Source organism: Sphingobium sp., from assembly GCF_041987595.1.
Taxonomy (GTDB): Bacteria; Pseudomonadota; Alphaproteobacteria; order Sphingomonadales; family Sphingomonadaceae; genus Sphingobium.
The window spans coordinates 1-16,856 of record NZ_JBHIWJ010000009.1 but is presented as its reverse complement, the minus strand read 5'-3'; the positions used below and the strand labels follow the sequence as shown (position 1 = coordinate 16,856).

Here is a 16,856-nt window from a genome sequence, read left to right as displayed (position 1 = left end):
TTGCCGCTGCTGTGTTTCCAATGATGCCTTAAAATCCGACGCTCTTTAGCTTGCCAACCCTGCTCGTCTTGGCGTCGTCCTAATGCGTCCTAGGCTATCCAGCACCCGCAGCCGTTTAAGCGGGACTCCCGCATATTCCGTAGTCGAGCTTCGCCCGCGACGGTCTGTTACCTTAAGTACAACCCGACGTTCGAGCGCGGTTGAGTCGAATGTTGCGGACAAATTCTCGAAGTCCGCAGGGTCTGCCCCGTTAGCACGACAAAACTCCGGAAGCGCCTCAGCATAGTGCGCGGCAGCGGCTTGCAAGCTATCTGATGCTTCGCCCCGCAGGATATGTCCGTTGAGGAAGTCAACCTCAATCGCACCCATGGGAGAGAAGGCCGCTTCGCCAAAGACATCCATGGGATAATAGCCGATCACAAACCCTAAACCGCTGGCCATCGAGTCAGCTAGGTTATGCCCTATGGCGCAAAGGCGATCGTGCTTCATGCCCGATTACTGCCAGCTTTTGTGTCCGCTTTCCACTATGCTCGTGCGGAACTTGCCTGACCGCAATCCACCCCTATCGGATAACGAGGCGATCACCCTGTCTCTCGATCAATGCCATTTCGCGGTTATATCGAATATGGCTTAGTGCCATCCGGCGGCATCGATCATCATTGTTAATCTGACGCTCCACCCAGCGTCGCCATTGTGGGTCGACCAAGGCGAGGCGCTCAGCATCGAAAATGCTGATGCCGTGCCGCTCACGTAATTCCTTAATGTGGAGTATCCATCGATCGCGTTCCGTCATATCGGAATCCCAAGCGGCTCAGTGTCCGCTTTCCAGCATTTATGGCTGTAACCAGACAGTCCTTAACCACCAGAACAGGCCGCAGCCTTATGTCACATCCCAATAAAAAAGCCGCCCGGTGAGGGGCGGCTTTTCTGTTCGGTCCGTTTTGGAAACTCAGGCTTCTTCGGCCGGGGCTTCTTCGGCTTCCACGGCGATTTCGCCAGGTTCCGCGTTCGGATCATAATCTTCGGTGAAGCCGCTCTCGTCCTTTTCGAACAGGTCGGCCATCACGTCGACACCCTGCGACTGAAGATCGGCTTCTTCCGGCGAGCGGGCGACGTTCACCGTGATGGTGACGGCGACTTCGGGGTGCAGCGCGACCTTGACGTCGAAGACGCCCAGGGTCTTGATCGGGCGTTCCAGCACGACCATCGCCTTGGTGACGTTGGTGATGCCTTCGGCATGCAGCGCCTCGACGACGTCACGGACGGCGACCGAACCATAGAGATGGCCGGCGTTCGACGACTGGCGGATCAGGACGATCTGCTTGCCGTTGACGCCTTCGGCAGACTTTTCGGCGTCCGAGCGGCGGGCGGCGTTGTCGGCTTCGATCTTCGCGCGGTTGGCTTCGAAGACCTTCTTGTTGGCGGCGTTCGAGCGCAGGGCCTTCTTGTTGGGAAGAAGGAAGTTGCGCGCATAGCCGTCCTTCACGGTGACGACGTCACCGATGGCGCCCAGCTTTTCGATGCGCTCAAGGAGAATGATTTCCATGGGTCTTTCTCCCTTACTTCACGATGTAGGGCAGCAGGCCCAGATGACGGGCGCGCTTGATGGCCTGGGCCAGCTCGCGCTGCTTCTTGGCGGAAACCGCAGTGATGCGGCTGGGGACGATCTTGCCGCGCTCGGACACGAAGCCCTGCAGCAGGCGGACGTCCTTATAATCGATCTTCGGCGCATCCTTGGCGGCGAAGGGGCAGCTCTTGCGGCGGCGGAAAAACGGGCGTGCCATTGTTCAGATCTCCTTATTCGCCAGCCGGGGCTTCTTCGCGATCGCGGCGCGGGCCACGATCTTCGCGGGGACCACGATCGCCACGATCGCCGCGCGGACCGCGCTCGGCGCGTTCCTGCTTGCGCATCATGACCGACGGGCCGGCTTCCAGCTCATCGACCTTGATGGTCATGTAGCGGATGATGTCTTCGTTGATCTGGGTCTGGCGCTCCAGTTCCGCAACGACGCCGGCGGGGGCGTCGATGTTCAGCATCACATAGTGCGCCTTGCGGTTCTTGGCGATCTTGTAGGCGAGGCTGCGCAGACCCCAGGTTTCCACCTTGGTCACCTTGCCGGCATTGTCCTCGACGATCTTGGTGGCGGTTTCCGCCAGCGCGTCCACCTGCGCCTGTGCCAGATCCTGGCGCGCAAGGAACACATGCTCATAAAGAGCCATGGGTATTGCCTCATCTGTTGGCCGATCGCTGACGTCCGCCCCATGCGAAACGCCCCTCCGGCTGTCGTCTCAAATCATTCTTTCGCACGGCCGCGAGTCACCCCGTGTCGTGCGAAGCGGCGCCTATGACGGAAATGCTGCGGAAAGGCAAGGGTGAGAAAAGCGGGAAGACTTGGCGTCCTGCTGCGGAATGCATAGAAGCTGGCTCAGGAGACGCGAGGGGGAGTGGAATGGCGGTCGGGATCGCGGCGCTGTCGCTGATATTGCTGATGATCGCGGCCTATCGGGGCATGAGCGTCATAGTGATGGCGCCGCTGCTGGCAATGCTGGCGGTGTTCCTGACCGATCCGGGGGCTGTGCCTGCGGTGTTTTCAGGCCTGTTCATGGAGAAGGTGGGGAGTTTTCTGAAACTCTATTTCCCGGTGTTCCTGCTGGGGGCGCTGTTCGGGAAGCTGATCGAGATTTCGGGCTTTTCGCGGGTGATTGTGACGGCCGTGATCCGGCTGGTGGGTGCGCAACGGGCGATCCCGGCAATCATGCTGGTGACGGCGCTGCTGACCTATGGCGGGGTGTCGGTGTTCGTGGCGGTGTTCGCCGTCTATCCCTTCGCTGCCGAGATGTTCCGGCAGGGCGACATTCCCAAGCGGCTGGTGCCTGCGACCATCGGTCTTGGCGCGATCACCTTCACCATGGATGCGATGCCGGGGACGCCGCAGATCCAGAATATCATCCCGACCAGTTTCTTTGGCACCACCGCCTGGGCGGCGCCGGTTCTGGGGCTGATCGGGTCGGTCTGCATCATGGGGATGGGGCTGACCTATCTGGGCTGGCGCAAGCGGGTGCTGATGGCGGCGGGGGAAGGCTATGGCGCGCCCGGGACGCTGGTGAATGAGCCGGAGGCGGTGGCGGAGGAGGAGCATGGCGGCGTTCATCCCCTGATCGCGCTGCTGCCCTTGCTGGTGGTGGGGCTGGGCAATCTGGCGCTGACCATGATGATTCCGCGCATCGTGCCGGGGGAGGAGGTCAGCGTGTCGCTGATCGGCCTGTCCGGGCCGGTGGTGGTGCAGGTGGCGCAGGTTGCCGCGCTCTGGGCAGTGGAAGGCGCGCTGTTGCTGGGGATCGGGACGATCATGCTCTTTGCCTTCCGTCCCGTGGCGCGGCGCTTTGCCGATGGGTCGAAGGCGGCCGTGGGCGGGGCGCTGCTGGCAGGCATGAATACGGCGGTGGAATATGGCTTCGGTGCGGTGATCGCGGCGCTGCCGGGCTTTCTGCTGGTGAAGGAGGCGCTGAAGGTCGTGCCCGATCCGCTGGTCAATGAGGCGATTACGGTGACGTCGCTGGCGGGGATTACGGGGTCGGCTTCGGGGGGACTGTCGATCGCGCTGGCGGCGATGGCGGAGCAGTTCGCGGCGGCGGGCGATGCGGCGGGGATACCGCGCGAGGTGCTGCATCGGGTCGCGTCGATGGCGAGCGGGGGGATGGACAGCCTTCCGCATAACGGCGCGATCATCACCCTGCTGGCGGTGACGGGCCTGACCCATCGACAGGCCTATAAGGACATTTTCGCGCTGACCCTGATCAAGACCTTCACCGTGTTCGTGGTGATTGCGGTCTATTATCTGACTGGTCTGGTATAGAAAAACGCCCCGGAAACGATATCCGGGGCGTTTCTGGCTTACCGGATTGCGCCGGTGATGACCGAGGCGATGATGCCGCTGGTGATTGCGACCAGGACCGCATCATTGCCCGAGCGGACCCAGTGATATCCACGGGGCGGGGCCTTCAGGCGGTAGCCGCGATAGTTGTTGATCACGCGATAGTTGGTCGCGTGGCGACGGTCGAAGCGCTGACCCTTGGCCCAGCGGCGGTGGTTATCCTTGCGGATCACGGTCGTCTTGGTGACCGTGCGGCCGTGGGAACCCTGCTTCACGACCTGATGGACTTCGCGCTGGGGCGCGGCCTCAGCCTGTGACGCGACCATCGGGCTGGCGGCCATCGTGGTGACGGTCAGGGCCATCAGAAACTTCTTGAACATGAACTTGCTCCTTCTTCTTGATCTCGTCCCGCCGTTCCCGGCGTTGAAGACAGGGATAGGAGGCATTTGTCGCAGGCTTGTGCCGGGGGATGTCAAAGAATGTCGGAAATTGTAACAGGAACGGAATTAGTCTGAACGGCCGTTCATAAATTACGGTTTTCCAGGGTCCCCCCCCCGGCCGTCATCGCTATTCGTGGCGCAGCGCGTCGATCGGATTGAGCGCCGCTGCCCGCCGTGCCGGGAAATAGCCGAATACGACGCCGATCGCGGCGGAAAAGAGGAAGGCGATGAGGTTCACCTTCACGTCGAAAATGAAGGGCACCTGCATCAGGGGCGCGATCACGACAGAGGCGATAAGGGCGAGGAACAGGCCGATGAGGCCGCCCAGACAGGACAGCACTATCGCCTCGACGAGAAACTGCATCAGCACTTCGCGGGCGATGGCGCCGATGGCGAGGCGGATGCCGATTTCGCGGGTTCGCTCCGTCACCGATACCAGCATGATGTTCATGATGCCAATGCCCCCGACCAGCAGAGAGATGGCTGCCACCGCCGCGACGATCTGCGTCAGGATGGTGGTGGTGCCGGTCAGCGTGTCGCTGATCTGCTTGGTGTCGAAGATATTGAAATCGTCCTGCCGCCCGCCCTTGATCTTGCGGCGTTCGCGCATGAGTTCTTCCAGGCTCGACTGAACCGCGCTGGTGTCGTAGGCGTCGTCCACGGCGACCATGATCTGGCTGATGTCGCGGTCCCCGGTGAAACGGCGCTGGACGAATTTGATCGGCATGACGACGACATCGTCCTGATCGCCGAAGCCGCCCTGTCCCCGGGTCGCCAGCGTGCCGATCACCTGGCAGGATACTCCTTTGATCCGCATCCGCTTGCCGACCGGGTCGTTGCCCTGAAAGAGATTGGTGCGGACCGTATTGCCGATGATGCAAACGGGTTTTCCGGCAGCTTCCTCTTCGGGCATGAAGAGGCGCCCGGTGTCGGCCTTCCAGCTTTGCACCTCGAAATAAGCGGCGGTGGTGCCGTAGACGGTGGTCGACCAGTTGCTGCCTTCGTAGATCGCCGTGCCGCTCGACTGGATCATGGGAGCGACGGCGCGGACCCCGGTAAGCTGGTTTTCTATGGCAGTGAGGTCGGCGGGCTTGAAATCGGGCGGGCGCGGGCCGCCGCCGCCGCGACCGAAACCCTGTCCCGGTCGCAGTTGCAGGACGTTGGCCCCCAGTGAACTGATCTGTTCGCGCACGGCTGCGGTAGCGCCATTGCCCAGCGTGACCATGGTGACGACCGCCGCGACGCCGATGATGATGCCCAGCGTCGTCAGGAAGCTGCGCAGCTTGTGCCGGTTGATCGCGCGGAAGGCGAGGATGACGGTGGTGCCCAGCATCAGGCCTTCACCCCATTTTCGATGCCATCCACATGCCCGTCCTTGAAGTGGACGATAGTGCGCGCATAGGCGGCCATGTCCGGCTCGTGCGTCACCATCAGGACCGTGATGCCGCTGTTGTGGTTGAGGTCGGTCAAGAGTTCCATGATCTCCACCGATCGTTCGGAGTCGAGATTGCCGGTCGGTTCGTCGGCCAGCAGTACGTCCGGCTGGGTGACAATGGCGCGGGCTATGGCGACCCGCTGTTGCTGGCCGCCGGACAGTTCCGCCGGGGTGTGATCCCACCAGTCTTTGAGGCCCACCTTGTCCAGCGCGGCCATGCCCGCATCATAGCGGGTCTTCTTGTCCTCCCCCCGATAGAGCAGCGGGAGTTCCACATTCTCCAGCGCCGTGGTGCGCGAGAGCAGGTTGAAGCCCTGAAACACGAAGCCGAGATAACGACGGCGGAGCAGAGCGCGCTGGTCGCGGTCCAGCGTTTCGACATGGCGGCCCTTGAACAGGAATTCCCCCGCTGAAGGGACGTCGAGGCAGCCCAATATATTCATCGTCGTCGACTTGCCCGAACCCGACGGCCCCATCACGGCGACGAAATCGCCCTGCGCGATGTCGAGGTCGATGCCCTTGAGCGCCTGAAAGGCCGTGGGGCCGGAGCCATAGACTTTGGTGACGCCGCGCAGCGAGATGATGGGGTCGCCGGAAGAATGAGAAGTCATCCTCAGGTCCCGCTCTGCCGGCCGGTGCGCGATTCGCCGCTGCGGCCCTGCGGCACCGAAGGCGCCACCGGTGCGGTTTCGGGCACCGCATCGCCCGAATTGCCGAGCTTGCCTACCGTGGCCGGGCTGCCGTCGGCGGCATTATGCTCTCCAGCCCTGCGGTTGCGGTCCCGGGGCTGGCTGCCGGCCTTGTCCGGATCGCCATTCTGGTCCTCGGCGGGCGCCTGCTGACCGCTGGCGAGCTGGCCGGTGATGACCTTCATGCCGGGCTTGAGGTTGCCGCCGGTAATGACCGTGCGGGCACCGTCGCTGGCGCCGACGGTGACGTTGATCGCCTTGGGATTCCCGGCTTCATCCAGGACATAGAGTGTCTGGCTGCTGCCGATCCCGAAGCTGACCTGACGCTGGTTGCCCTGACGGAAGCGGCGGGGACCGGGGACGATCTGGCTGGTGATGCCGCCTCCCTTGCTGTCCGCGCTGGGCTTGAAGCGCAGCGCGCTGTTGGGCACCAGCAGCACGCCGTGAAGTTCCTGCGTCACGATATCGGCCGTTGCCGTCATGCCGGGACGCAGGATTTCCTGCGCATTGTCGACTGAAAGAACGGCCGTATAGGCGACGACCGTGCCGCTGGTGCTGCTGGTCGAGCTGGTCGAGGAGCCGGAGGAAGAGGAACTGCTGCTGGAGCTGTTCGAGCCGACATTGACCCGCGTGACCGTGGCCGGGAAGGTGCGGCCGGGGAAGGCGTCGACCGTGAAATTGGCGGTCTGGCCCTCTTTCACCTGCCCGACGTCGGCTTCGTCGACGGAAACTTCGACCTCCATCTTGGTGAGATCCTCCGCGATGGTGAACAGCACGGGGGCGTTCAGCGAGGCGGCGACGGTCTGGCCCGGCTCGATGTCGCGGGACAGGACGACGCCGGTGACGGGCGAGACGATCTGCGCGATCGACAGGTTGGTCTGGGCGGTGGACAGCTGCGCCTGCGCCACGCGGACCTGCGCCTGCGCCGAACGGAGATTGGCGAGGGCGGAGCTGTAATCGGCACGGGCCGAATCCAGTTCGGTCTTGGCTGGGACCCGGCCGCCGGAGAGGCTGTAGACGTTCAGTTGCCGGTCGAGCGTTGCCTTGGCCAGCGCGGCCTGCGCCTGCGCCTGCGCGACGCTGGCCTGCGAGGATGCGACCTGCGCCCGGTTCTGGTTGATCGTGTCGACCAGACGGCGCGTGTCGAGTTCGGCCAGCTTCTGCCCCTTGGTCACCCGGTCGTTCACGTCGACATAGACCGCCGTGATCTTGCCCGATTGTTCGGACCCGACATCCACCTGATTGATCGGCTTCAGATTGCCGGTCGCCGAAACGGAAACGGTGAGATCGCCCTTGCGCGCCTCGCGGGTCGCGTAATTGGGTTTGTCATCTCCCGCAAAGCAGCGCGCCAGGAGGAGGATGAGGAGCAGGAGCGCAAGCCCGATCGCGGCGCGGATCAGCCATTTGCGTCGGGGCTTTGCAGGTGCGGCACCCAGAAAGTCGTTGATGTCCTGATCCTGCGTCACATCATTGCTCATGGGTTGGCTCATTGGGAGGGCGGCTTTCCATATTCTGCCAGCCGCCGCCCAGCGCATTGTAGAGCTGGGCGATGGCCAACACCTCGTCCGATCGCGCGGAGGCAAGGCTGTTGCGGGCGTTCAAAAGGGTGTTTTCGGTCGTCGAGAGCGTCTGAAAGTCGATCAGGCCCGACTGATACTGGCTGCGAGCGATGATCGCGGCATTGTTGGACGCTTCGAAGGCGGTGGCGAATTCAGCCTTGCGAGCGCGGGCGCTGGCCAGGGTGGCCATGGCGTTCTCCACATCCTCCAGTGCGGTCAGCACCGTCTGCTTGTAGGCGGCGAAGGCGGCGTCGGCGGCGGCCTTTTGCGAGCGAAGCTGCGAAGCGAGGCGGCCGCCGTCGAAGATCACCTGCGCGACATTGGCGAAGACGCCGCCGGTGATCAGGCTGAACAGATCCTTGAAGCTGTTGGACGTGGTGCCGAGATTTCCGCTGATCCCGAGCGAGGGGTAGAGCTGGGCCTGCGCCACCCCGATGCGGGCAGTGGCTGCGGCAAGGGCGCGTTCGGCCGAACGCACGTCGGGGCGCTGGCGCAGGGTGTCGGCGGGAATGCCGGTGGCGATCCGGGTCGAGGCGGCGGGGATCGGCGCGGGGGTTTCGAGCGCGCGGGTGGCTTCGCCCGGTGCCTGTCCGGTCAGAACTGCGACACGGTTGAGGCTGCCCTTGAGGCTGGCTTCCAGTTGCGGGACGGCGGCGTTGGTCTGGGCCAGCTGCGCCCTGGCCTGCTGTTCGTCCAGCGAGGAGGCAAGGCCCGCCTGAAGCCGCCAGTTGGCGATATTGTAATTGTCCTGCTGGATTGCCTGCGTTTCTCTCGCGACCCGCAGCTGCTCCTGCGCAAGCCGGGCCTGCACATAGTTGGTGACGAGTTCGGCGATGATCGTCGTCCGCACATTGGCAAGATCATAGCCGGAAGCGGCAAGATCGGCTCGGGCGGCCTCGGCGGAGCGGGAAAGTTCGCCGAACAGGTCGATCTGCCAACTGGCACTGGCGCTGACGGAATAGCTGCTCGACCAGTTGCTGGCGCCGGTGCTGATGACGTTGCCGCTGTCGTCGACGCGGGTGCCGCCCGCCTGGCTACGGTAATTTTTGCCGCCGCTGGCCGATCCGCTGACCTGCGGCAGGAAGGAGGCGTTGGCCTGACGCAGCGACTCCCGCGCCTGCCGCAGCCGGGCCTGCGCCTGCACGATGTCGAGATTGTTGGCGATCGCCCGATCGATCAGGCTGCTCAGGGCAGGATCGTTGAGACGGGTCCACCAGGTGGCCAGATCGGCTTCGCTGATCGCGGCCGAACCCGTTGCGCCGTCGGCCTGACCATAGGTCGCCGGCACGCCCAGCGCTGCGGGGGCGGGGGCGCGATAGTCGGGACCGGCTGCGCAGGCTGAAACCGCCAGCGCGCTTCCCGTGATCCACAGACTCTTATATCGCACCTTTTCCTTGCACTCCGTCATCGTTAAAGGGACGCCTTCATTTAACGTGGGGCAGCGAGCCGAATGCCTCAACGGCATTTGTGTCTCAAAGTGTAACGACTTTGAAAAATTGCGCTTTTGTAGCGCCTGTGTGTCAGAAGGTGGATGATGAGGGCATTTCTTTTTCCGGGGCAGGGCAGCCAGTCGGTCGGCATGGGCAAGGCGCTGGTCGAGGCGAGCCCGACCGCGAGGGAGCTGTTTCAGGAGGTCGATGACGCTCTGTCGCAGCATTTGTTCCGCATCATGGTGGAGGGGCCGGAAAGCGACCTGACGCTGACCGAAAATGCGCAGCCTGCGATCATGGCGAACGCACTGGCGACGCTGCGGGTGATGCAGAAGGAAGGCGGCTTTTCGCTGGCCGAGAAGGGCGATTTCGTTGCCGGGCACAGCCTGGGCGAATATAGCGCCCTCTGCGCCGCGGAGGCGTTCGATGTCGGCACCACGGCGAAGCTCCTGAAGCTGCGCGGTCAGGCGATGCAGGCGGCCGTGCCCGTGGGCGAGGGCGCGATGGCGGCGCTGCTGGGCGCGGACATCGAAAAGGCGACTGCGCTTGCCGGAGCCGCTGCCGAGGGTGAAGTCTGCACCGTCGCCAATGACAATGACCCGACGCAGGTCGTGATTTCCGGCCATCGCGGCGCGATCGAGCGCGCTGTGGCTCTGGTGAAGGATCATGGCATCAAGCGTGGCGTGCTGTTGCCGGTGTCGGCGCCCTTTCACTGCCCGCTGATGCAGCCCGCCGCCGAGGCGATGGCGGAGGCCTTGGGCAAGGCGGCGATCAACGCGCCGCTGCTGCCGGTCTATGCCAATGTGCTGGCGAGCGCGATCGCCGATCCGGAGGAGATCAGGCTGCGTCTGGTCGAGCAGGTGACAGGCCGGGTGCGCTGGCGCGAATCCGTTGCGGCCATGTGGGATGCGGGCGTGACCGACTTTGTCGAGCTGGGCGGCAAGGTGCTGGGGCCAATGGTCAAGCGCATCGCGCCGGACGCGACCGTGCGCAGCATCGTGACCATGGACGATATCGAGGCGGCGCTGGCCGCTTTCTGATCAGAATAAGGATGAGAGACATGTTCGATCTGACAGGCATGACGGCGCTGGTGACGGGCGCTTCGGGGGGCATCGGCTCCGCCATCGCCAGGGCCCTTGCCGCGCAGGGCGCCACGCTCGCCCTTTCGGGGAGCAACGAGGAGAAGCTCAGGGCGTTCGCGGCGGAACTGGGCGGGGATCACAAGATACTGGTCTGCAACCTGTCCGACCCGGCCGCCGTCGATGCGCTGGTTCCGCAGGCTGTCGACGCGCTGGGCGGCAAGCTCGACATTCTGGTCAACAATGCCGGCGTCACCCGCGACAATCTGATCCTGCGCATGAAGGACGAGGAATGGTCGCAGGTGATCGCCGTCAATCTGGAGGCGGCGTTCCGCCTCGCCCGCGCGGCGGCCAAGCCGATGATGAAGGCGCGGTTCGGCCGCATCATCTCCATCACCTCGGTCGTCGGTGTCACCGGCAATCCGGGGCAGGCAAATTATGCCGCGTCCAAGGCAGGCATCATCGGCATGTCGAAATCGCTGGGCCAGGAACTGGCGAGCCGCGGCATCACCGTGAACTGCGTCGCACCGGGCTTCATCCGGTCGGCCATGACCGATGCGCTCAATGACGCGCAGAAGGGCGCGATTCTCACCAAGATCCCGGCAGGCGATCTGGGCGCGGGCGAAGATATCGGCGCCGCCGTCGTCTATCTGGCGAGCAGGGAAGCCGGTTACGTCACCGGTCAGACGCTGCATGTGAATGGCGGCATGGCAATGATCTGATATTGTCGGCGGCGACAGTTTATTCCATGCCGCCCGGAAAATTTGGGCATTTGCAAAGCCGCCGGCTTGTGCCATCGGGGTAAAGAGGGGTGAATGCAGGCGGACGGGAAGTTGCTTCCCGATTGTCTCTTGCCTCTTGCCTATGCAGGGGCTTGCCTCTAGGGCATGCCTTAACAAATATTCAGAACCATCAACGATACCCAGTAAGAAGGACCACTCATGAGTGAGACCGCGGATCGCGTAAAGAAAATCGTCGTCGAGCATCTGGGCGTCGAAGCCGAAAAAGTGACCGAGGACGCGAGCTTCATCGACGATCTGGGCGCTGACAGCCTCGACATCGTTGAGCTGGTGATGGCGTTCGAAGAAGAGTTCGGCGTCGAAATCCCCGACGATGCGGCCGAGAAGATCGCTACCGTCAAGGACGCTATCGATTATATCGACAGCAAGCAGTAAGAGCGTCTGGCGGCCTGCCCGGCAAAGGGTGGCCGCTGCGTTTGCCAAAGGAAATGGCTCCTCCTGTCCGGCAAAACCCGGTCGTGAGGAGCCTTTTCGTATCTGGTCCCCGTTCACAAGCCGGCTTTCAATGGCTAGATGGGCGGCGTTGAGCCAAAGAGAATTTTTCGGAGCAAGCATATGCGTCGTGTTGTCGTAACCGGCCTTGGCATGGTCAGCCCGCTCGGCGGGGATGTGGAAACGACCTGGAAGAACATCATCGCGTCCAAATCCGGCGCGGCGACCATCACGCGCTTCGACGCCAGCGAGTATAAGTGCCGCATCGCCTGCGAGGTGAAGCCGGCCGATCACGAATATGGCTATGACGCCGGGCTGGACGTCGACCACAAGATCCAGCGCCAGGTCGACCCGTTCATCGTCTTCGGCATTTCCGCCGCCAGCCAGGCGCTGCGCGATGCGGGTCTCGACAATATGAGCGAGGAAGAGCGCCTGCGCGCCGGTTGCTCGATCGGGTCGGGCATTGGCGGTCTGCCGGGTATCGAAAGCGAATCGCTGGTGCTGGCGAACAAGGGGCCGGGCCGTGTCAGCCCGCACTTCGTCCATGGGCGCCTCATCAACCTGATTTCGGGTCAGGTTTCGATCAAATATGGCCTGATGGGGCCGAATCACGCGGTCGTGACCGCCTGCTCGACGGGCGCACACTCGATCGGCGACGCGGCGCGGATGATTGCGATGGACGATGCCGACGTCATGCTGGCGGGCGGCGCGGAAAGCGCGATCTGCCCCATCGGCATCGCCGGATTCGCGCAGGCACGCGCGCTTTCGACCGCTTTCAACGATCAGCCGGAAAAGGCGTCGCGCCCCTATGACGTCAACCGCGACGGCTTCGTCATGGGCGAAGGCGCGGGCGTGGTCGTGCTGGAGGAATATGAGCGGGCCAAGGCGCGCGGCGCCAAAATCTATGCCGAGGTCATCGGCTATGGCCTGTCGGGCGACGCCTATCACGTCACCGCTCCGCATCCGGAGGGCAATGGCGGCTACCGTTCGATGGAGATGGCGCTCAAAAAGTCGGGCCTCAGCCTTGCCGACATCGACTATGTGAATGCGCACGGCACCTCGACCCCGCTGGGCGACGAACTGGAACTGGGCGCGGTCAAGCGTCTGTTCGGCGAGCATCTGAGCACCATGTCGATGAGCTCGACCAAGTCGGCTATCGGCCACCTGCTGGGCGGCGCGGGGGCGGTGGAAAGCATCTTCTGCATCCTCGCGCTGCGCGACCAGATCGTGCCGCCGACGCTGAACCTCGACGAGCCAAGCGAAAGCTGCAAGGGCGTCGATCTGGTTCCTCATGTGGCCAAGGAGCGCAAGGTGCGCGCGGTGCTGAACAATTCGTTCGGTTTCGGCGGCACCAATGCCTCGCTCATCATGAAGGCGGTCTGAGACAATTCTGATGCGGCGACTTGGCTGGAGCATTTTGGCTATCGGTCTGGCCGTCGCGGCGTTCGTCGCGTTCCGCTTCGTCTATGGATGGACCGAGGCGGGACCGGCGAAGAGCGACATCACGATCGTCGTGCCCGAAGGCGCGACGATCGCCGATGCCGCCGTGCTGCTGAAGCAAAAGGGCGCGGTGCGCTCCGCCGATGCCTTCCTGACCCGCGCCAAGGTCTTCGGGCGCGGCAAGTCGATCAAGGCGGGGGAGTTCCTGATCCCCAGGGGCGCGAGCAACAGCGACATCTTCAGGATATTGGGCGGCGGCAAGACGCTGACCCGGCTCGTGACCATACCGGAGGGGATGCCCTCCATCCTGGTCTATGAGCGGCTGATGGCCAATGAAGAGCTGACCGGTGAGATCAAGGTGCCGGCGGAAGGGAGCGTGCTGCCCGACAGCTACGCCTTCGACAAGGGCGAGAGCCGGGCCGCGGTGCTGAAGCGCATGCAGGATGCGATGAGCAAGGCGCTCGGCACCATGTGGGCGGAGCGGGCGCCCAATACGGTCGCCAGGACGCCCCGTGAGGCGATCATCCTGGCCAGCATCGTTGAGAAGGAAACCGCTGTTCCCTCCGAGCGACCGATGGTGGCGGGAGTCTACGGCAACCGCCTCAAGACCCGCATGATGTTGCAGGCGGATCCGACGATCATCTACCCGATCACCAAGGGCAAGCCGCTAGGACGGCGGATCAGGAAGTCGGAGATCTCGGCGGTCAACGACTATAACACCTACGCGATGACCGGGCTGCCCAAGGGGCCGATCGCCAATCCGGGGAAGCTGTCGATCCTGTCGGTGCTGCATCCGGCGGACACGAAGGCGCTCTATTTCGTGGCGGACGGCAAGGGCGGGCATATCTTTGCCGAAACGCTGCAAGAGCATAATGAGAATGTGCGCAAATGGTTCGAAATTCGCCGGGCGCGGGGCGAGCTTTGATGGTCGCTCGCCGATCCTGCCATCTTGCGGCGTCGGCTGCGCTGGGGCTTTTGTCGGCCGGCGCGGGGGCCAGCTTCTACACCGGCGACACGCTTTATGAGGTGTGCACGACCGGGCGCGACAGTCAGGCCTATTTCGAAAAGACCTATGAATGCATCGGCTATATCACCGGGGCCGTCGATGCGTTCAACAGGACGCGGGAGGTCAACAGGCTGAAAAGCTGCATCCCTGCCCAGGTGACGATCAACCAGTTGAAGACTGTCACGGTCGACTATCTGCGCGACAATCCCGGCGAAAGAAGCGGTTCTGCCTCCGCGCTGGTCTTTGCGGCGACGCGCAAGGCCTGGCCCTGTCCGAAGAAGAAGCGCCGCTGACCGGCAGGGCCTTGACGCGCAAACTTTTCCTTTTCTTTCGTAAAGCAGCGGTTGCCAAACCGATCCTGCGCGCCTAGATACGCCCCAGCATCAAGAGTTGGGGCGACGCCCGACGCCAACCTGCCGATCCGGGCAAGGTGGCACTCCTTAACGGGAGGATGTGGCCGATCCGGCAATCCAACGGACCCAAGCCACATCATCAGCGTCGTTCCGCAACAGGGAATGACGTGACGTGCCGATCAAGATAGCCGACGACCTGCCAGCCCGCCGCACATTGGAGGCGGAAGGCGTCGTCGTCATGCGCGAAGCCGACGCCGTGCGGCAGGATATCCGGCCGCTGCGGATCGCGCTGCTCAACCTGATGCCCAACAAGATCAGCACCGAAACGCAGCTGGCGCGGCTGTTGGGGGCGACGCCCTTGCAGGTCGAACTGACGCTGGTGCGGATCAGCGATCATGTGTCGCGCAACACCTCGGCGGACCATATGGCGTCCTTCTACCGTCCGTGGAGCGATGTGCGGGACGATCGGTTCGACGGCTTCATCATCACCGGGGCGCCGGTGGAGACGCTGCCCTTCGATCAGGTCAGCTATTGGGACGAGTTGCGGACGATCTTCGACTGGACGCAGACCCATGTGCATCGCAGCCTGTCCATCTGCTGGGCGGCGCAGGCGGCGCTGCATCATTTTCACGGCGTGGAAAAGCATGCGCTGGAGCGCAAGGCCTTTGGCGTGTTCCGGCATTGCAACCATCTGCCGTCCTCGCCGTGGATGCGCGGCCTGTCCGATGATTTCTGCGTCCCGGTGTCGCGCTGGTCGGAGGTGCGGCGGGAGTCCATCCCCGAAGGGCGCGGCTTGCAGATTCTGGCGGAGAGCGATGAATCGGGGCTTTGCCTGATCGGCGATCCGGCGCGCGGTTTCCTGCACATGTTCAATCATCTGGAATATGACAGCCGGACGCTGGCCGACGAATATCTGCGCGACGGGGCAGGGCAGTTGCCCGCTCATTATTTCCCCGACGACGATCCGGCGCGGGAACCGCAAAATCACTGGCGCAGCCATGCGCATCTGCTGTTCGGCAACTGGATCAACGAAATGTACCAGACCGCGCCGTTCGATCTGGGCGCGGTGGGGCAGGCGTCGCTGGCGGCTTAAGGGTGTGTGCGGATAGGATCGACTGCCCTAGCGCAGCATGCCTCTGGCGGTCAGGCTGCGCGCATAACGCCATTGGAAGACGGCGATGACGAGGATCACGGCCGGGAAGATCGCGGCGGTGGCGCCCTTGACCGCCAGCAGGTCGGTGCCGAGGAAGCTGTAGCCGAACTGCGCGATCACGGCGATGACCGAGAGCAGGAAGACGGGCGCGGCCGCGGCCTTGCGAAACAGCAGCAGGATCGCGCCCAGCGTGCCCGCGCCGACCGCGACGCCATAGGCGGTCCACGCCCATCCCGGCATCTGCGCGAAGATGCGCGCGGTATAGGCGTCGGTCTTCGCCAACTGGTTGAGATCGGCGCTATATTGCATGATGAAGGCGGCGACGCCTATCATGTTCCAGAACAGCAGGATGATACCGATCGCCGAAACTGATCGCGGTGCGGTCATGGTTTTTCCCCCTCCGTCGGCGGCCGGTCTGGTGAAGCCGCCGACGCGCATCATACAGTCTGACGGGGCCGTTCGGAAGCGGGAAGGGGTGAAAATGGAAGGAGATTCAGCTTTGCTCGCGGCGCCGATCATCGTCACGGCCCTGATGGGGGCGGATGATTTCGCCTGGGCGGAGGGGCTGCGTCGCGCGCATTTCCCGGCGGAGCGCAATCTGGTCCCGGCGCACATCACCCTGTTTCACCATTTGCCGCCCTCGGCGCTGGAGGAGGTGGCGGGAAGGCTGAAGCGGCTTTGCGGCGGGCCGGCGCCGCGCGCGAAGCTGGCGGAAGTGATGATGCTGGGGCGGGGCGTCGCCTATCGGGTGGAGAGTGCCGAACTGATGGCGATGCGCGATGAACTGGCTGAGGCCTTCGCCGGGCTGCTGATACCGCAGGACGAAGGGCGGCCGCGCCTTCACATCACCGTGCAGAACAAGGTGGAAGCGGCGCGGGCAAAGGCGCTGGCGGCGGACCTGCGGCAGGATTTCCGGGCAAGGCCGCTCGCGATTGCCGGCCTTGCCGCCTGGCATTATCGCGGCGGGCCTTGGGAACTGGCGATGAAGGCCAGCTTCAGGGGCTGACCTTCATCGCCAAAGTTCAGGCGAGGCCGACTTCCTTGAGCGGGACGCTCGAATCCGCCAGCTGGGCCTGATCCAGCACGGCGCCGGAAATCACATGGGCGCGGCCCTGCACATAGTCCTTGACGGCATTGACGCAGTCGAGCGCGATCAGCTTGCCGC

General features: G+C 63.6%; 20 protein-coding genes and 1 riboswitch. Of the genes, 9 read left to right on the top strand and 11 right to left on the bottom strand.

The genetic code is table 11. The features are described from left to right. Window positions 1-45 precede the first annotated feature (45 nt). From ACFC3J_RS04135 to rpsF, 4 genes are all read right to left on the bottom strand, one after another. Complete coding sequence (locus ACFC3J_RS04135) at window positions 46-489, bottom strand: hypothetical protein (protein ID WP_375194937.1); 444 nt, start codon at window positions 487-489, stop codon at window positions 46-48. Between the two features lie 460 nt (window positions 490-949). Continuing rightward, on the bottom strand, window positions 950-1,546 hold the full coding sequence (rplI, locus tag ACFC3J_RS04130; RefSeq protein ID WP_375194936.1) for a 50S ribosomal protein L9: 597 nt from the start codon (window positions 1,544-1,546) through the stop codon (window positions 950-952). 13 nt (window positions 1,547-1,559) lie between these two features. Then, window positions 1,560-1,784 carry a 30S ribosomal protein S18 gene (gene rpsR, locus ACFC3J_RS04125; RefSeq protein WP_004212076.1) on the bottom strand — a complete coding sequence of 75 codons (225 nt, stop codon included), beginning with the start codon at window positions 1,782-1,784 and terminating at the stop codon, window positions 1,560-1,562. Window positions 1,785-1,797: 13 nt separating this feature from the next. Continuing rightward, entirely contained in the window at window positions 1,798-2,220 is a 423-nt protein-coding gene (rpsF, locus tag ACFC3J_RS04120) for a 30S ribosomal protein S6 (protein ID WP_375194935.1), read from the bottom strand. A 230-nt stretch (window positions 2,221-2,450) separates the two neighbouring features. Here rpsF and ACFC3J_RS04115 point away from each other — a divergent pair, with 230 nt between their 5' ends. Continuing rightward, window positions 2,451-3,857 carry a GntP family permease gene (locus tag ACFC3J_RS04115; RefSeq protein WP_375194934.1) on the top strand — a complete coding sequence of 469 codons (1,407 nt, stop codon included), beginning with the start codon at window positions 2,451-2,453 and terminating at the stop codon, window positions 3,855-3,857. A gap of 38 nt (window positions 3,858-3,895) precedes the next feature. Here ACFC3J_RS04115 and ACFC3J_RS04110 read toward each other — a convergent pair whose 3' ends face one another. From ACFC3J_RS04110 to ACFC3J_RS04090, 5 genes are all read right to left on the bottom strand, one after another. Beyond that, window positions 3,896-4,255: an RcnB family protein gene (locus tag ACFC3J_RS04110; protein WP_375194933.1), complete on the bottom strand. Its 360-nt coding sequence runs from the start codon at window positions 4,253-4,255 to the stop codon at window positions 3,896-3,898. Window positions 4,256-4,442: 187 nt separating this feature from the next. Beyond that, window positions 4,443-5,648, bottom strand: coding sequence for an ABC transporter permease (locus tag ACFC3J_RS04105; protein ID WP_375194932.1), 1,206 nt, complete (start codon window positions 5,646-5,648; stop codon window positions 4,443-4,445). Continuing rightward, window positions 5,648-6,361 (bottom strand): ABC transporter ATP-binding protein, encoded by a 714-nt coding sequence (locus ACFC3J_RS04100; protein WP_375194931.1) that lies wholly within the window; start codon window positions 6,359-6,361, stop codon window positions 5,648-5,650. Before ACFC3J_RS04100 ends, ACFC3J_RS04105 begins: the two co-directional genes overlap by 1 nt. Window positions 6,362-6,363: 2 nt before the next feature. Then, the gene (locus ACFC3J_RS04095) at window positions 6,364-7,917 is read right to left on the bottom strand and encodes an efflux RND transporter periplasmic adaptor subunit (protein WP_375194995.1); all 1,554 of its coding nucleotides are present in this window, start codon (window positions 7,915-7,917) and stop codon (window positions 6,364-6,366) included. Next, the gene (locus ACFC3J_RS04090; RefSeq protein ID WP_375194930.1) at window positions 7,907-9,406 is read right to left on the bottom strand and encodes an efflux transporter outer membrane subunit; all 1,500 of its coding nucleotides are present in this window, start codon (window positions 9,404-9,406) and stop codon (window positions 7,907-7,909) included. The genes ACFC3J_RS04095 and ACFC3J_RS04090 overlap by 11 nt, the downstream gene beginning before the upstream one ends. Window positions 9,407-9,532: 126 nt before the next feature. Between ACFC3J_RS04090 and fabD the strand changes: the two genes are divergently transcribed. The 7 genes from fabD to metA all read left to right on the top strand — a co-directional run bounded on the left by fabD (window position 9,533) and on the right by metA (window position 15,631). Next, window positions 9,533-10,468: an ACP S-malonyltransferase gene (fabD, locus tag ACFC3J_RS04085; protein WP_375194994.1), complete on the top strand. Its 936-nt coding sequence runs from the start codon at window positions 9,533-9,535 to the stop codon at window positions 10,466-10,468. 20 nt (window positions 10,469-10,488) lie between these two features. Further along, on the top strand, window positions 10,489-11,229 hold the full coding sequence (fabG, locus tag ACFC3J_RS04080) for a 3-oxoacyl-[acyl-carrier-protein] reductase (RefSeq protein ID WP_375194929.1): 741 nt from the start codon (window positions 10,489-10,491) through the stop codon (window positions 11,227-11,229). A 219-nt stretch (window positions 11,230-11,448) separates the two neighbouring features. Then, the gene (locus ACFC3J_RS04075) at window positions 11,449-11,682 is read left to right on the top strand and encodes an acyl carrier protein (RefSeq protein ID WP_007689016.1); all 234 of its coding nucleotides are present in this window, start codon (window positions 11,449-11,451) and stop codon (window positions 11,680-11,682) included. A 180-nt stretch (window positions 11,683-11,862) separates the two neighbouring features. Further along, window positions 11,863-13,122 carry a beta-ketoacyl-ACP synthase II gene (fabF, locus tag ACFC3J_RS04070; RefSeq protein WP_375194928.1) on the top strand — a complete coding sequence of 420 codons (1,260 nt, stop codon included), beginning with the start codon at window positions 11,863-11,865 and terminating at the stop codon, window positions 13,120-13,122. Window positions 13,123-13,132: 10 nt separating this feature from the next. Further along, a complete protein-coding gene (gene mltG, locus ACFC3J_RS04065) occupies window positions 13,133-14,104 on the top strand; it encodes an endolytic transglycosylase MltG (RefSeq protein ID WP_375194927.1) in 972 nt (323 codons plus the stop codon). Next, window positions 14,104-14,478, top strand: a complete 375-nt coding sequence (locus ACFC3J_RS04060; protein WP_375194926.1) for a Rap1a/Tai family immunity protein — start codon at window positions 14,104-14,106, stop codon at window positions 14,476-14,478. The genes mltG and ACFC3J_RS04060 overlap by 1 nt, the downstream gene beginning before the upstream one ends. Before the next feature lie 82 nt (window positions 14,479-14,560). Continuing rightward, window positions 14,561-14,668: riboswitch (SAM-I-IV-variant riboswitch) on the top strand. Window positions 14,669-14,710: 42 nt separating this feature from the next. Continuing rightward, window positions 14,711-15,631, top strand: a complete 921-nt coding sequence (gene metA, locus ACFC3J_RS04055; protein ID WP_375194925.1) for a homoserine O-succinyltransferase — start codon at window positions 14,711-14,713, stop codon at window positions 15,629-15,631. A 27-nt stretch (window positions 15,632-15,658) separates the two neighbouring features. Here the strand turns inward: metA and ACFC3J_RS04050 are convergent, their stop codons facing one another. Beyond that, window positions 15,659-16,078: a sugar transporter gene (locus ACFC3J_RS04050; protein ID WP_375194924.1), complete on the bottom strand. Its 420-nt coding sequence runs from the start codon at window positions 16,076-16,078 to the stop codon at window positions 15,659-15,661. A 94-nt stretch (window positions 16,079-16,172) separates the two neighbouring features. Here ACFC3J_RS04050 and ACFC3J_RS04045 point away from each other — a divergent pair, with 94 nt between their 5' ends. After that, complete coding sequence (locus ACFC3J_RS04045; RefSeq protein ID WP_375194923.1) at window positions 16,173-16,697, top strand: 2'-5' RNA ligase family protein; 525 nt, start codon at window positions 16,173-16,175, stop codon at window positions 16,695-16,697. A 16-nt stretch (window positions 16,698-16,713) separates the two neighbouring features. On the opposite strand, the gene ACFC3J_RS04040 is transcribed toward ACFC3J_RS04045, so the two are convergent. Beyond that, on the bottom strand, window positions 16,714-16,856 hold a 143-nt coding region (locus tag ACFC3J_RS04040), incomplete at its 5' end, for an oxidoreductase C-terminal domain-containing protein (protein WP_375194993.1).

What these genes read in the sequence shown, in the direction of transcription:
- fabF (WP_375194928.1), top strand. Translation starts at nt 11,863, where the DNA reads ATGCGTCGTGTTGTCGTAACCGGCCTTGGCATGGTCAGCCCGCTCGGC.
- rpsR (WP_004212076.1), bottom strand. Translation starts at nt 1,784, where the DNA reads ATGGCACGCCCGTTTTTCCGCCGCCGCAAGAGCTGCCCCTTCGCCGCC.
- mltG (WP_375194927.1), top strand. Translation starts at nt 13,133, where the DNA reads ATGCGGCGACTTGGCTGGAGCATTTTGGCTATCGGTCTGGCCGTCGCG.
- ACFC3J_RS04095 (WP_375194995.1), bottom strand. Translation starts at nt 7,917, where the DNA reads ATGAGCAATGATGTGACGCAGGATCAGGACATCAACGACTTTCTGGGT.
- ACFC3J_RS04090 (WP_375194930.1), bottom strand. Translation starts at nt 9,406, where the DNA reads ATGACGGAGTGCAAGGAAAAGGTGCGATATAAGAGTCTGTGGATCACG.
- fabG (WP_375194929.1), top strand. Translation starts at nt 10,489, where the DNA reads ATGTTCGATCTGACAGGCATGACGGCGCTGGTGACGGGCGCTTCGGGG.
- ACFC3J_RS04050 (WP_375194924.1), bottom strand. Translation starts at nt 16,078, where the DNA reads ATGACCGCACCGCGATCAGTTTCGGCGATCGGTATCATCCTGCTGTTC.
- ACFC3J_RS04105 (WP_375194932.1), bottom strand. Translation starts at nt 5,648, where the DNA reads ATGCTGGGCACCACCGTCATCCTCGCCTTCCGCGCGATCAACCGGCAC.
- ACFC3J_RS04075 (WP_007689016.1), top strand. Translation starts at nt 11,449, where the DNA reads ATGAGTGAGACCGCGGATCGCGTAAAGAAAATCGTCGTCGAGCATCTG.
- ACFC3J_RS04100 (WP_375194931.1), bottom strand. Translation starts at nt 6,361, where the DNA reads ATGACTTCTCATTCTTCCGGCGACCCCATCATCTCGCTGCGCGGCGTC.
- ACFC3J_RS04060 (WP_375194926.1), top strand. Translation starts at nt 14,104, where the DNA reads ATGGTCGCTCGCCGATCCTGCCATCTTGCGGCGTCGGCTGCGCTGGGG.
- fabD (WP_375194994.1), top strand. Translation starts at nt 9,533, where the DNA reads ATGAGGGCATTTCTTTTTCCGGGGCAGGGCAGCCAGTCGGTCGGCATG.
- ACFC3J_RS04115 (WP_375194934.1), top strand. Translation starts at nt 2,451, where the DNA reads ATGGCGGTCGGGATCGCGGCGCTGTCGCTGATATTGCTGATGATCGCG.
- rpsF (WP_375194935.1), bottom strand. Translation starts at nt 2,220, where the DNA reads ATGGCTCTTTATGAGCATGTGTTCCTTGCGCGCCAGGATCTGGCACAG.
- rplI (WP_375194936.1), bottom strand. Translation starts at nt 1,546, where the DNA reads ATGGAAATCATTCTCCTTGAGCGCATCGAAAAGCTGGGCGCCATCGGT.
- ACFC3J_RS04110 (WP_375194933.1), bottom strand. Translation starts at nt 4,255, where the DNA reads ATGTTCAAGAAGTTTCTGATGGCCCTGACCGTCACCACGATGGCCGCC.
- ACFC3J_RS04135 (WP_375194937.1), bottom strand. Translation starts at nt 489, where the DNA reads ATGAAGCACGATCGCCTTTGCGCCATAGGGCATAACCTAGCTGACTCG.
- ACFC3J_RS04045 (WP_375194923.1), top strand. Translation starts at nt 16,173, where the DNA reads ATGGAAGGAGATTCAGCTTTGCTCGCGGCGCCGATCATCGTCACGGCC.